This window comes from Streptomyces aidingensis (assembly GCF_900112355.1).
Lineage (GTDB): Bacteria > Actinomycetota > Actinomycetes > Streptomycetales > Streptomycetaceae > Streptomyces > Streptomyces aidingensis.
In genome coordinates, this window is the sequence record NZ_FOLM01000013.1 from 12,025 (window position 1) to 25,040 (window position 13,016).

Consider the following 13,016-nt stretch of genomic DNA (forward strand, 5'->3'; position numbering starts at 1 on the left):
GAGCCTCCGCGGATGCCGAGCGCGCTCAGAAAAAGACCTTGGCGGCGGCGAGCACGCCCTGCCGCCACGGCTGTTGACTGGTGTTTCCGCTGGTGGACGTGGTGGTCCTGCCGGAGGTGCGCCACCAGTCGTAGGAGCGCAGCAGCGCCTCCACCGTCGAGTAGCGAGGGCTGAAGCCCAGCCGGGCCGCGGCCTTGTCGACGCTGACGTAGGAGTCGCCGCGCAGCTTGTGCAGCAGGCGCCCGTACACCGGGGAGAGGCCGACCCGCTGCAGCCCGCCCAGCAGGGCGACGGCCGGCCCGGCGGGCACCGAGACCACCCGGCGGCCGTGCCCGGCGGCGTCCAGCACCGCCTGGAACTGCTCGCGTACGGTGCCGAACTCGGTGGCGGCCAGGTTGTAGGTGTCGTTGGCGGTCTCCGGATCGGCATGGACGGCCGTCACCACGCCGTCCACCAGGTCCTCGACCGCCAGCATCTGGGTCAGCACGTTCCCGCTGCCCAGCACCGGGAAGTTCCGCCCCTCCTCGGCCCATTCGAAGAGCATCGAGAACAGGCCCATCCGGCCCGGGCCGAGGAAGGTCTTGGGCCGCAGCACGCTCACGCACCGCCCGCGGGCGCGGTACTCCTCGGCGACCAGCTCGGCATCGGCCTTGGCGCCGCTGTAGTCGTCGGTCGGCTCGCGCGGATACTCCTCGGTGGTCGGCACCACCTTCGGCAGGCCGTAGACCGCGGTCGAGCTGATGTGCACGATCCGTGCCACGCCGGCGGTACCGGCCGCCTCGAACACCGCGCGGGTGCCGTCCACGATCACCGAGCGGATCTGCTCCCTCGGGTAGCTGGGCAGGGCGGAGGCGGTGTGCACCAGGACATCGGGCTTGGTCGCGGTCAGGGCGTCGGCGAGACCGGCCGCGTCCCGGATGTCCGCGACGGTCCACTCCTGGCGCTCGTGCAGCCCGGCGGCGGGCTCGCGCAGATCGATGTCGTGCACCCGGTGGCCGTCGGCGAGCAGCCGGGTGGTGAGGTGGCTGCCCAGCATGCCGGCGGCGCCGGTGACCGCGATGGTCAGCGGGGGTGTCTCGTTCACCACAGCGTGCTCACCTTTTCCGTGACGAGCCGTCTGACCAGCTTGGACAGGCCCTGTTCCAGCACGGCGTCCAGGGCCTTCAGGGCGTGCCGCACATCGTCGTCGGAGGCGACCAGCGGCGGACCGAAGACCAGGGGGTGGCGCCCGTTGAGGGTGTAGTAGGCGTAGACGTCGTGATCCCGGTAGAGGGCGTTGATCACCGCGGCGGTGACCAGTTTGACCTTGAAGTTCGGGTCCTTGGCCATGCCGCCGGGGGCCAGCTTGGCGACCAGGTCGAGCACCTTGGGCCCGCCGCTGACGAAGATTCCCCACAGCGCCCCGGCGCCCGCCACGTCGCCGATCGCGTCCGGGTGGCGTTCGGCGATCCGGCGCAGCCCGGGTCCGAGCAGGTCGCCGATGGCGCGGGCCCGGGCCGGGAAGTCCTCCTCGACCGCCACATTGACCGCCTCGATGGCGGTGGCGCACTCCTCGCCGAAGCCGTAGTAGGTGGTGGAGGTGGACTGCAGCAGCGCGTCCTGCATGTTGTCGTACGCCTTGCGGAACACCGGTTCCCGGGCCACGAAGGCCGAGACGGAGCTCTTGCCGCCGCCGAAGGACTTGGAGGTGGTCAGCACATCCGGGATCAGCCCGTCGTAGCGCATGAAGTGGAACAGCGTGCCGGTCTTGCCCCAGCCGGTGTAGATCTCGTCGAAGATCAGCACGATGTCGTGCCGGGTGCACAGCTCCCGCACCCCGCGCAGGAACTCCTCCGAGCACCAGGTCATGGTGGAGGCGCTGAACGGCTCGATGAGCAGCGCGTACACATCCCCCGCGTGCTTCTCGACCAGCGCGGCGACGCTGTCCAGGTCGCCGTAGCGGAAGATGTCGATGCCGGGGATGGTGGGAAAGGCGAACGTGTTCTGGGAGCTTCCGGTGAGGCCGCCGGAGCCGAGCAGCTTGCCGTGGAAGGCGATGTCGGCCCGCAGCACGGTGGAGCGCCTGCCCCGGTGGTACTTGTAGGCCAGCTTGACCGCGCCCTCGACCGCCTCGGCCCCGGAGTTCGGCAGGAACGACATGTTCAGGTCGCCGGGCAGGACGGCGGCCAGATTGTGGCCGAGCGCCGCCAGATAGGGCGAGAAGTAGGTCTTGTGCACCTCCATCCGCCGCTGCTCGGCGAAGCGCCGGCGGGCGGCCAGGATGCGCGGGTGGTTGTGGCCGTGGCTGAGCACGCCCACGCCGCCGGTGAAGTCGAGGATCCGGCGGCCGTCCCGCTGGTGGAGGTAGGCGCCCTCGGCCCGTTCCACCAGCTCCCGGCCGAAGCCGAAGGTGGTCATCAGGGCCACCTGGCTCTTGTTCACATACTCCCGGTACAGGCGTTGCACCTCACCGATGTCCAGCGCCTCGGCGTCATCGATGGACATCAGCTTCGGCCGCGCCGCTGCCGGCGCGGGTGCCGGCGCGGGCGTCGGTGTCGGTGCCGGTGTCGGCGGCGGTGATGACGGCATGGGACTCCTCGTTTCTCGTGCTCGTGCTCGTGCTGGTGCTCGGGCTGGGACGGGTGCGGGAGCGGGAGAGGGAGAGGGAGCCGAAGCAGACGACCAGGGCGGTGACCACCTCGGTGAGCAGACAGAGCAGCCGGCTCGCCACCACGGCGACGCCGACCGCGGTGGGGGGCAGGACGGGGGCCAGGACGAGCGCCAGCAGCACCTCGCGCACCCCCGCGCCGTCGGGCACCACGACCGCGTAGGAGCCCACCACCATCGCCAGGGCGAACCCGCCGACCGCCGCGGGCAGCGCGGGCAGCGGATCGGCGCCCAGCAGGATCGCCAGCAGCCACAGATGCAGCCCCGACACGCCCCAGCACAGCAGCTGCACCGCCATCGCCGAGCGCAGCCGCCGGTCGGCGTCGGCGGGCAGCGTCAGCTCGCGCCGGACCAGCCGGGACGCCCAGACCATCGGCGCGGCCACCCAGGCCGGCCGGATCAGTCCGGCCGCCAGCACCACCGCGGGCAGGGCCAGCCAGGCCGCCCCCACCCCGAGGGAGGGAGCGATCAGCGCACCGGTGACCAGGCCGGTCACGGTCACCACGGCGAGGCTCAGGCCGAAGGTGGCGGTCATATGGGCGGGCCGGACGCCGACGCTCTCGGCCAGCCGGATCTGGGCCAGCAGGGTCCAGACCCGGCCGGGCACGTACTTGCCCAGGAAGCTGATGAAGTACAGCCGGCTGGCCGGCCGGGCCGGCACCGGTCCGGCCAGCCCGGTCAGCAGCCCGCGCCAGGCCACCATGCCCAGCCCGATGCCGGCCACATTGACCGCCGCGGCGAGCAGCAGCAGCGGCAGCGCGCCGGGCGTCACCAGTTCGCCGGTGGTCTCCCAGTCCGCCCCGCGCAGCGCCCAGGCGATGCCGGCCGCCGCCGCGAGGCAGTAGGCGGTGGTCAGCGCCGCGCGCAGCACCCGCCGCTTCACCGGTCCACCGGGACCCGGGAAGCGGCGCCGGCCCGTCGCAGCGCGGCGGGGGACAGCGCGCCCCTGGCGGCCCCCAGCACCAGCGTGATCAGCACGGCGGCCTGGGCGGCGAGGAAGAAGACCAGATAGCGGGTGCCGCGCTCCCGGCGGACGAAGGCCAGCAGTCCGGGGTCGGCCAGCAGCCCGCCGGCCAGCGCGGCGACGGCCGCGACGGCCGGCACCGCCCACCAGCCGCCGGCCGGGGCCGCGGCGGCCGGCAGCGCCAGCACGGCCAGGCCCAGGGCCAGCGCGGTGGCCGCCACGGCGGCGGGCCGCTGACCGGTCAGTGTGGGAGCGCTCCCGTCATCCGGGCCCGGCCGGCGGTCCCGCCGTTCGGCGAGCGCCATCGGCACCAGCAGCCGGCTGCGCCGGTACTGCTCGCCCAGCACGGCGCGCCACCGGTCGGCGTCGTCGTGCCGCCCGGCGACCGTGCCGGTGAGCCGGATCGCGCACAGCGGGCGCAGCCGGATGGACAGCTCGACGTCCTCGCCGTCGCGCAGGCTCTCGTCGAAGCCGCCGGCCCGCTCCAGCACCTCCCGGCGGATCGCGCCGAGCGCGAACAGGGCGGTGCCGGTCAGGCCCGTGGCACGCCGCCGCCAGTAGTGATTGCTGAGGATCTTGTAGTGCTCCAGCGGTCCGTCGTCGATCAGCGGAGTGGTCTCGTAAATGCCGTGTACGCAGCCGGTTTCCGGCTCGGCGTCCAGGATGGCCAGGGCGTTTTCGAGGGCGTCCGGCGCCAGTGCCACATCGGCGTCCACATAGAAGATCACCTCCGCCGTGGTCTCCGCGGCGCCGCGGTTGCGGGCCGCCGACACGCCCCGGTTGACGGGCTGGTCCACCACCCGCACCCCGGCGGCGCGGGCGACGGCCGCGCTGGCGTCGGTGCTCGCGTCGTCCACCACGACCACCTCGTCGGGGGTGACGCGCTGCGCGGCGATGGCCGCGAGACAGGCGGGCAGCGTACGGGCGGCGTTGTAGCACGGCACAACGACGGAGACCGCCGGCGGCATGGTTTCTCCCCTCCTCAACGGACACGGCCAGGGGGGAGCGGCGGAATGTGAAGCAGCCTCGCTATCCTCGCTCCCATGGGAGCGCTTCCAAACGAGACTCGACCGACGCCCGAGTCCCCCGTGACGCCGCGCCCTTTATATCGACCCGCGGCCACGATCTCCCGGTCCAATCGGCCCGCGGACTTACGATCCAATCTGGCGTGGAGCGTCTTCCTCGATCTGGACGCCCAGCCCTACCCCACGCTCCGTGACCGGCTTGCCGCGGCGCTGCGCGCCGCGATCCGCTCCGGACGGCTGGCCCCCGGATCCGCCCTGCCGCCCAGCCGGACCCTCGCCACCGAACTGCGCTGTTCCCGCTGGGCGGTCACCGAGGCATACGGCCAGCTCGTGGCCGAGGGCCATCTGGTGGCCAGGACCGGCTCCGCGACCCGGGTGCGCGAAGTCGACCCGCCGGCCGACGCCCCCGCCCCGCCGGCCCCCGCCCCGCCGGCCCCCGCCCACGCCCCCTACGACCTCACGCCCAGCCTGCCCGACCTGCGGGCCTTCCCCAACCGGCGCTGGCTGGACGCACTGCGCTCCACCATGGTGGCCGGTGCCCTCACCGACCTCGCCCACCCCCCGCCGGACGGCAACCCCCGGCTGCGCGGCCTGGTCGCCGACTATCTGCGCCGGGGCCGCGACGCCCGGGCCGAGGCCGCCGACGTGCTGATCACCGGCGGGGTGACCGACGGTGTGCTGCGGGTCTGCCGGGCCCTGCGCGGCGCCGGCTTCACCGCCCTGGCGGTGGAGGACCCCGGCTGGCCCGGACTGCGGCAGGCCGCCGCGGCCGAAGGGCTGGAGGTGATCGGTGTGCCGGTCGACGAGGAGGGGCTGCGGGTCGACCTGCTCGCCCGCCACCCGGGGCTGCGCGCCGTGCTCGTCGCCCCCGGCCACCAGTTCCCCAGCGGGGCCGTGCTCTCGCCCGCCCGCCGGGAGGCGCTGCTGGCCTGGGCGCGGGAGACGGACGGCGTGGTGCTGGAGGACGACTCCGCGCCGCCGTTCCGCTACGCCGGGCGGCCCACCGGCACGCTCCAGGGCCGGGACGCGGACCGGGTGTTCCTGCTCGGCTCGACCAGCAAGACCCTGGCACCCGGCATCGGGATCGGCTGGCTGCTGGTCCCCCGGCGCTGGGCCTCCGTCGTGCAGGCCACCGCCACCGCCACCGATCCGGAACGGCCGTCCGGGCTCTGGCAGGCGACGATGGCCCGGTTCATGGAGGCCGGCGCCTACGACCGGCATCTGCGCGCCACCCGCGGCCGGTACCGGCTGCGCCGGGCCGCGCTGGTGCGCCAGCTGGCCGCCTCGCTGCCGGAGGTGCGGCTCGGCGGCGCGGACGCCGGACTGCATCTGGTCGCCCATCTGCCGGCCGGGGTCGAGGAGACCGCCGTGGTACGGCGGCTGGGCCGGTTCGGCGTCAGGCTGGCCGGGCTGGACAACTACCGGCTGCGGCCGGATCCGGGCCGGCCCGGACTGGTCATCGGATACGGAAACCTGCCGGACGCGGCCGTCCCGGGGGTGATCGAGCGGATCACCACGGCCGCCCGGATTGGACTGGGAAATCCGGTCCGCAACGGACCGGCCGCCGTGCGGCCACCGCCTTAGGTTCAACCGGTATGACTGCGACTGATTCGACCGCCGCGACCGGCACGGACGCGTCCGGGGAGAGACCGGCCGCGTCCGCCCGGCGTCGCTGGGGCAGCACCGTGCTGATGACCTGCGCCATCGGCTGGCTGGCCTTCACCGTGGTGCATCTGCTGCTCACCGGCCGGGTCTGGTGGTGGGTGCTGCCCGATCTGCTGCCGCCGCCCGTGTATCTGCTGATTCCGCTGCTCACCCTGATCGCGGTGGGTGCGGCGCACGCGCTGCGCCGGCCGCCGCACGCCACCGCCAACCGCACCGGAGTGGTCTGCGCGGCCGGCGCGCTGCTGCTGGGTGTCCCGGAGTCCGGCATCAACTTCCACGCGCTGACCGGCGGTGACCGGCAGTCCGTCGCCGATCCGGTCACGGTGGCGTCCTGGAACGCCCTGTTCTGGCACCAGGACGAGGACCCGGACCACTTCTACGAGTACCTGACCTCGATGGAGGCGGATGTCTATCTGCTCCAGGAGTACATGGTCCAGGGCGAGGACGGGCCGGTGGCGGTGGACGACACCGAGCGGCTGCGGGCCGAGTTCCCCGGGTACACCCTGGTCAGCCGGGGCGAGCTGCTCACCGTCAGCCGGCTTCCGGTGGTGGGGCAGCGGGTGCTGGAGGCAAGCCCGATGGAGCCGCTCACCCCCTGGGCGGACTACTGGGACGTGCGGGTGCTGCGCACCGACATCCTGGTCAAGGAGCAGACGGTGAGCTTCTACAACGTGCACATCGCGGACCCGTTCGATCTGGGGCAGTCACCGCTGACGGCCGGCTTCTACACCGCCGTGCACGAGCTCAGCGCCTACCGGGAGGCGCAGTGGAAGGTGCTCCGGGAGGACCTGGCGGACAATCCGAACCCGGTGGTGGTCTCGGGCGCTCTCAACACCCTGCCCAACATGGGCGAGCTGCGGCATCTCGATCCGCTGCGGGACGCCTCCTCGGCCAGCACCTCGCTGTACCCGGTGTCGTTCGCCGTGCGGGGAGCCTGGCTGTGGCTGCTGGACACCACCTATGTCTCCGATGCCGTCCGGATCTCCTCCTTCGAGCTGCTCGGCTCGCAGGGGCTCTCCACCCACAAGGCGCATGTGATGACCATGGGCCTGGACGGCTGATCCCGGGCGCCGGTCCCCCGCGGAGGCTGCCCGGAGGGGCTGTCACTCAGCGTGTGTAGGGTGGTGGTCCAGTCGAGAGTGCTGGGATGGAGCAGACCCGGCGGGGGGAGTGAGGACCGTCGTGCGCAAGATCGTGGCCGCCGTCGTGGTGCTGGTGCTGGCAGGTGCCGGCGGTGTGGTGTTCTGGCTGCTCCGAGGGGGCGGCGGCGAGGAAGCCGATACGGCCCGCGAGCACGCCGAGGCGTTTCTCGCGGCCTGGAGCCCGGACCCGGAGGCGGCCCAGGGCGAGGCCGCCGCGCTCACCGACGACGAGGAGGCCGCCGCCTCGCTGCTGGAGTCGGTCAGCCGCAATCTGGCCTCGGAGGGGCTGACCTACGAGACCCGGCCCTCGGAGCCGGTGGAGGGCAGCGAGGACCGGACGGTCGGCTACACCCTGACGCACAACCTCGGCGAGCCGCTCGCCGAGTGGAGCTACGAGACCACCATGACCCTGACGCCCGACCCGGAGGCGGACGACGCATGGCTGGTGCGCTGGGAGCCGGCGGTCCTCCATCCCGGGCTGGGCGACGGCCAGACCCTGGTCAAGTCCGTCAAGGAGCCGGAGCGGGCGCCCATCCTGGCGGCCGACGGCTCGGAGCTGGCCGGCAGCGGCACGGTGTGGAACCTCAGCATCTGGCCCGCGCAGCTCAACGAGCCGGAGACGGCCTACCGGGCCATCGACGAGCTGGATGTCGGGGTGGACACCGCGGCGCTGGCCGACCGGGTGGAGTCCTCCGACCCGGACCAGGCCGTGCCGGTGGTCGCCATCCGGGACGAGATCTACCAGCCCAACCGCGTCGAGCTGAACTCCATCTCCGGTCTCCAGATCAACGAGGAGACCTGGCCGCTGTCCTATCTGGCGGAGTCGGTGGTCGGCGGGGTGGACCGGGAGACCGGCGAGGGGACCTCCGGTCTCCAGGCCCGCTACCAGGAGCAGCTGGCCGGGCTGCCGCAGACCAGTGTGGTGATCGCCGACCGCACCTCGGGCAGCGCGGTGGAGACCCTGGTGGAGGCGGAGGGCTCCCGGGCGGGCACTCCCGTGCAGACCACCATCGACCCGGAGATCCAGCGGGCCGCCGAGGCCGCGCTGGAGGGCCAGGAGCAGGGCGGCTCCATCGCGGTGGTGCAGCCCTCCACCGGCAACATACTCGCCCTGGCCGACACCCCGGACGGCTTCCCGCGCTCCGCGGAGGGGCAGTACGCCCCCGGCTCGGGCTTCAAGGTGGTCACCTCGGCCGCTCTGCTGGAGCAGGGCCTGACCTCCGGATCGGTCCTGGGCTGCCCCAAGTTCAGCGAGGTCAACGGCCAGAGCTTCCACAACCAGAACGAGTTCGAGCTCGGCCCGGACACCACCCTGCACGAGGCGTTCATCCGCTCCTGCAACACCGCCTTCATCGAGAACCGCGACAAGTTCCAGGACAACACCATGGAGCAGACCGCGCTGGCCTTCGGCGTGGGCGGGGTCTGGGACGTGGGCGCGGCCACCTTCGACGGCAGCGTCCCGGTGTCGGACAGCGAGAACGACCTGGCCGCCTCGCTGATCGGCCAGGCCCGGGTGCAGACCAGCCCGCTGGTGATGGCGGCGGTGGCCGGCACGGTGCTGGCCGGTGAGTTCCACCAGCCGGTGCTGGTGCCCGAGGCGGTGCAGGAGCGCTTCGAGGCGCCCGCCGCGCTGAAGGAGTCCACCGTCGAGCAGCTCCGGCAGATGATGCGGGACACGGTCACCGAGGGCACCGCCTCGGCGCTGCGGGGCATTCCCGGCGGGCCGGGCGCCAAGACCGGCACCGCCGAGTTCGCCACCGGCGAGGACGGCGAACTCTCCACCCACGCCTGGATGATCGGCTTCCTGGCCGACCGCGATCTGGCCTTCGCGGTACTGCTGGAGGACGGCGGCTCCGGCGGCTCGCACGCCGGTCCGGTCGCCGCCGACCTGCTGGGCGCGATCTCCTGACCGGGCCCCGGCGGCCCGGCCGGGCGCCGGCCGGCGGTGCTGCCCGTCCCGGGCGGTCATGGCTGGTGGGAGGACAGCCCGGGACGGGGGCCGGCCCGGGCCGATGGGCGGCAGGCTGCGGTAGGGCGCCGGGCGCGGTTCCGTCCCCGCCGGGGGCGGATCAGCGGGTGCCCGCCGCCTGCCGCTGCCCACGGCCCGGGAGCCGGTGTTCCCCGGCCGGCGGGCCGCCGCCGTCCGCGCCGCCGCGATCCCGGGCGCGCAGCAGGGCGCCGGCGGCGACCAGCGCGGCCAGCAGGGCCGCACCGGCGGGAAAGACATAACTGGCGGAGACATCCCCCGGCATGTGGTCCACGGCCCAGCCGCCCCCGGCGGCACCCGCGGCCAGACCGGTCAGCAGCGCGGTCACGGCCAGCGTCATGGATTCGTTCAGCCGGCCGGCCGGGGAGAGGCTCTGGGCCAGCGTCATGCCGGTGACCATGGTGGGCGCGGTGGCCATGCCCGCCAGCAGCAGCACCGGGGCGAGCAGCAGCAGGCTTCCGGCCTGGGCGGCGAGCAGCGGCATGGCCATCAGCACCGCCATCAGGCCCACGCAGGACACAAACCTGCCGTGCACCGAGCCGCCCAGCCGCAGCAGTCCGAACAGCAGCCCGGCCAGTGCCGAGCCCAGCGCCTGCATGGCCAGCACGGGCCCGGCCCATCCCTTGAGCCCCTGCTCCTCGGCGAAGGCGACGGTGACCACTTCCAGCGAGCCGAAGATCGCGCCGGTGCAGACGAAGGTGGCCAGCAGCGGCACCATCCCCGGGACGCGCAGCGGGGAGGGGCCGCCGGTGGCCTGCCGCCGTTCCACCGGCGGCTCGGTGCGGCGCTGCGCGGCAAAGGCCAGCGTGCCGAAGAACAGCAGCCCCGCGCCGGTCAGCGTGCCGGCCGCCGGGAAGAGCGAGGTGCACAGGACCGCGGCCAGCACCGGGCCGGAGACGAAGCACAGTTCGTCCAGCGCCTGTTCGAAGGAGTTGGCGGAGTGCCGGGCGGCCGGGTCGTCGCGGAACAGATGCGCCCAGCGGGCCCGCACCATGCCCCCGGTGTTGGGGGAGCAGCAGGTGAGCAGGCAGACCGCGAACAGCGTCCAGACCGGGGCGCCGGTCAGCACGCAGACCACCAGCGACACATGCCCGGCGGCGGCCAGGGTGGCCGCGGGCACCACGATCCGCGCCTGCCCGTGGCGGTCGGCCAGCCGGGCGGTCAGCGGCACCACGACGGCGCTGGTCACCATCTGGGCGGCGGTGACCGCCCCGGCCAGCGCATAGGAGTCGTAGGAGGCGGTGACCATCAGCAGGGCGGAGACCGAGAACATGCCGAACGGCAGCCGGGCGACCAGCCCGGTCACGGTGAAGGCCGTCGCCCCGGGCACCGCGAACAGCCGCCGGTAGGGGCCGGTGAACCGCCCGCCGGGCAGCGTGCCCCGGGAGGCGGGGCGGTGGGGTGAGACAGGCATGCACACAGCCTCCGCGGCGCCCCCGGGGCCCGTCCAACACCAGATCAGAGAGTATTCACGCGCATGCGTTGTCAATCCCGGGTAGGCTGTTCCGGTGCTGCCCCGTGACACCGATCCGCGACTGCTGCGTGCCTTTGCCGCGGTGGCCGAGGATCTCCATTTCACCCGTGCCGCCGCCCGGCTGTTCGTGGCCCAGCAGGCGCTGAGCCGGGACATCCGGAGGCTGGAGCGGGAGTGGGGGCTGCCGCTGTTCAGCCGCACCACCCGGCAGGTGACGCTCACCGCCGAGGGCGAGCGGCTGCTGCCCCAGGTGCACAAGGTGCTGGCCGCGCACGAGGAACTGGCCGCGGCACTCGGGCCGGCCGGCCACCGGCCGCTGGTGGTGGACGTCGGCTCGCCCGGGATCACCGGCCGGCGGGTGCTGGACGCGGTGCGGGAGGCGGCGCCGGAACTGGAGTTCATCGCCCGCTACCACAGCGGCCTCACCGGCGCGGCCACCGAGATCACGGCCGGCCGGGTGGATGTCTCCTTCGGCCGCTTCGCCGGGCTGAGCCCCACCCTGCGGGCCGGCCTGGAACATCTGCCGGTGCGTTTCGAACGGGTGGCGGTGCTGCTGCCGGAGGACCATCCGCTGGCCGGGCCGGGCGAGCTGCCGCTGGCCCGGCTGGCCGGGGAGACCCTCTACGCAGGCGCGGGCAATCCGGAGACCGCGGAGTGGACGGACTTCGCCCGCACCCTGTTCGCCGGCCGCTCCATCCGGCTGGCCGCGCCCTTTCCGATGATCCAGGGCGACGCCGAATTCGTCCGGGTGGTCCGCAAACAGGGCTGGTCCGTGCTGGCCAGCGAGCTGTTCACCGGCCTGCCCGGGATGGTGGTCCGGCCGCTGGCCGCGCCCGTGGTGCTCTCCCCGGTCTCCATGGTCTGGCGGCGCGGCCTGCGCCACCCGGGTCTGGACGCGCTGCGGGCCGCGGCGGCGGAGCTGGCCGCCCGGCACGGCTGGCTGGCCCGGCCGCCCGGCGCCTGGCTCCCCGCCGCCGACCGCAATCTCCTCAGCCTCTGACCGGCTCCGGCCCCCGGCCCCCGGGCCCGGCCCCCGGCCCAGGCCCCGCGCCCCCGGCCGCGGACTCAGGACAGCCAGCCGTGCTGGGCCGCCTTGACGCCCGCCTGGAAGCGGCTCTCCGCGCCGAGGCGTTCCATCAGATCGGCCACCACCCGGTTGACCGTGCGCGGGGACATGCCCAGCTGGCCGGCGATGTCCTGGTTGGACAGCCCCGCCGCGATCAGCAGCAGCACCTCGCGCTCCACGCCCGTCGGCGCGGGCCCCGAGTCCTCCTCGGCGGTGTGGAAGTCCTTGGCCTGGTTCCAGATGTGGTCGAACAGACCCCGCAGAAAGCCGAGCACGGCCGGTTCGCGGACCGCCACCGCGCCCACCTCGGGCCGCACCGGGTCCAGCGGCAGCAGCGCACAGGAGCCGTCGAAGATCAGCATCTTGGACGGCAGCACACCCACGCTGCGCACCCGCGCCCCGGCCTCGCAGATCTTGGTCACATACTGGGTCGACGGCCAGTGCCGGCGCACCGCGTCCTGCACCAGCATCCGCATGCTCACCCCGCCGGCCAGCCGGTCCAGGTCCAGCGGCAGCGCCGCCCGGATCGCCGCCTCGGTGAACCCGCCGGTGGCCTGCATCGACTCCACCGTGACGGTGCAGGTGCGGCCCAGGTCGTCGATCAGCGCCCGGATGTTCTCCACCCCGCGCACCGTCTCGATGTCGCCCTTGGCCGAGCGCATCGAGCGGGCCTCCAGATAGTGCCCGGAGAGGGCGTGCAGCCGGGCGCGGGTGGCGGCCATGGCGATCTGCCGGCGCAGGATGTCCTGTTCCGCGGCGGTCAGCAGCTCCTCGGCGGCGTTCTCCGGGCTGACCGCCACCCAGCCGCCGGCCGGGGAGCGGCGCAGCAGCCCCAGCCCGCCCAGCTCCGCCTCGGCCTCGGCCACTTCCCCGGGCGTCAGCTCCAGCCGCTCGGCGAGCTGTTCCGCCGAGTCCGTGGGGTGGGCGACGCGCAGCCGGTAGACCGCGACCGTGGCGGCCGGCAGACCGCTTGGGTGATTCATGAATCCCCCTCCGACCCCCTGACGACAGCGCGGTAACCGTGGCGGGCGGCCCCCGCCCCGGGCG

General features: G+C 73.8%; 10 protein-coding genes. 4 read left to right on the plus strand and 6 right to left on the minus strand.

The annotated features are described in order from the left end of the window. Positions 1–25: 25 nt before the first annotated feature. The 4 genes from BM242_RS21195 to BM242_RS21210 are packed head-to-tail and all read right to left on the minus strand — an operon-like array spanning position 26 to position 4,578. Positions 26–1,084 carry an NAD-dependent epimerase/dehydratase family protein gene (locus BM242_RS21195; protein WP_281254701.1) on the minus strand — a complete coding sequence of 353 codons (1,059 nt, stop codon included), beginning with the start codon at positions 1,082–1,084 and terminating at the stop codon, positions 26–28. Continuing rightward, complete coding sequence (locus BM242_RS21200) at positions 1,081–2,484, minus strand: aspartate aminotransferase family protein (protein ID WP_245834364.1); 1,404 nt, start codon at positions 2,482–2,484, stop codon at positions 1,081–1,083. Before BM242_RS21200 ends, BM242_RS21195 begins: the two co-directional genes overlap by 4 nt. After that, the gene (locus tag BM242_RS21205; protein ID WP_093840493.1) at positions 2,471–3,529 is read right to left on the minus strand and encodes a lysylphosphatidylglycerol synthase domain-containing protein; all 1,059 of its coding nucleotides are present in this window, start codon (positions 3,527–3,529) and stop codon (positions 2,471–2,473) included. The genes BM242_RS21200 and BM242_RS21205 overlap by 14 nt, the downstream gene beginning before the upstream one ends. Then, positions 3,526–4,578, minus strand: a complete 1,053-nt coding sequence (locus BM242_RS21210) for a glycosyltransferase family 2 protein (protein WP_093840494.1) — start codon at positions 4,576–4,578, stop codon at positions 3,526–3,528. The genes BM242_RS21205 and BM242_RS21210 overlap by 4 nt, the downstream gene beginning before the upstream one ends. Positions 4,579–4,653: 75 nt before the next feature. Between BM242_RS21210 and pdxR the strand changes: the two genes are divergently transcribed. The 3 genes from pdxR (at position 4,654) to BM242_RS21225 (ending at position 9,351) form a co-directional block, all read left to right on the plus strand. After that, complete coding sequence (gene pdxR / locus BM242_RS21215; RefSeq protein ID WP_093840495.1) at positions 4,654–6,219, plus strand: MocR-like pyridoxine biosynthesis transcription factor PdxR; 1,566 nt, start codon at positions 4,654–4,656, stop codon at positions 6,217–6,219. Between the two features lie 11 nt (positions 6,220–6,230). Next, positions 6,231–7,361 (plus strand): endonuclease/exonuclease/phosphatase family protein, encoded by a 1,131-nt coding sequence (locus BM242_RS21220; protein WP_139238396.1) that lies wholly within the window; start codon positions 6,231–6,233, stop codon positions 7,359–7,361. 121 nt (positions 7,362–7,482) lie between these two features. Continuing rightward, positions 7,483–9,351, plus strand: coding sequence for a penicillin-binding transpeptidase domain-containing protein (locus BM242_RS21225; protein WP_245834366.1), 1,869 nt, complete (start codon positions 7,483–7,485; stop codon positions 9,349–9,351). Positions 9,352–9,511: 160 nt separating this feature from the next. On the opposite strand, the gene BM242_RS21230 is transcribed toward BM242_RS21225, so the two are convergent. Next, complete coding sequence (locus tag BM242_RS21230) at positions 9,512–10,843, minus strand: MFS transporter (protein WP_245834368.1); 1,332 nt, start codon at positions 10,841–10,843, stop codon at positions 9,512–9,514. 97 nt (positions 10,844–10,940) lie between these two features. Here BM242_RS21230 and BM242_RS21235 point away from each other — a divergent pair, with 97 nt between their 5' ends. After that, on the plus strand, positions 10,941–11,903 hold the full coding sequence (locus tag BM242_RS21235) for a LysR family transcriptional regulator (RefSeq protein ID WP_093840619.1): 963 nt from the start codon (positions 10,941–10,943) through the stop codon (positions 11,901–11,903). A 65-nt stretch (positions 11,904–11,968) separates the two neighbouring features. Here the strand turns inward: BM242_RS21235 and BM242_RS21240 are convergent, their stop codons facing one another. Beyond that, positions 11,969–12,952, minus strand: a complete 984-nt coding sequence (locus BM242_RS21240) for a helix-turn-helix transcriptional regulator (RefSeq protein WP_093840497.1) — start codon at positions 12,950–12,952, stop codon at positions 11,969–11,971. Positions 12,953–13,016: the final 64 nt, after the last annotated feature.

Bases quoted from the DNA above. Each gene is read 5' to 3' on its own strand.
- pdxR (WP_093840495.1), top strand. From the start codon at position 4,654: ATGGGAGCGCTTCCAAACGAGACTCGACCGACGCCCGAGTCCCCCGTG.
- BM242_RS21200 (WP_245834364.1), bottom strand. From the start codon at position 2,484: ATGTCCATCGATGACGCCGAGGCGCTGGACATCGGTGAGGTGCAACGC.
- BM242_RS21220 (WP_139238396.1), top strand. From the start codon at position 6,231: ATGACTGCGACTGATTCGACCGCCGCGACCGGCACGGACGCGTCCGGG.
- BM242_RS21230 (WP_245834368.1), bottom strand. From the start codon at position 10,843: ATGCCTGTCTCACCCCACCGCCCCGCCTCCCGGGGCACGCTGCCCGGC.
- BM242_RS21240 (WP_093840497.1), bottom strand. From the start codon at position 12,952: ATGAATCACCCAAGCGGTCTGCCGGCCGCCACGGTCGCGGTCTACCGG.
- BM242_RS21210 (WP_093840494.1), bottom strand. From the start codon at position 4,578: ATGCCGCCGGCGGTCTCCGTCGTTGTGCCGTGCTACAACGCCGCCCGT.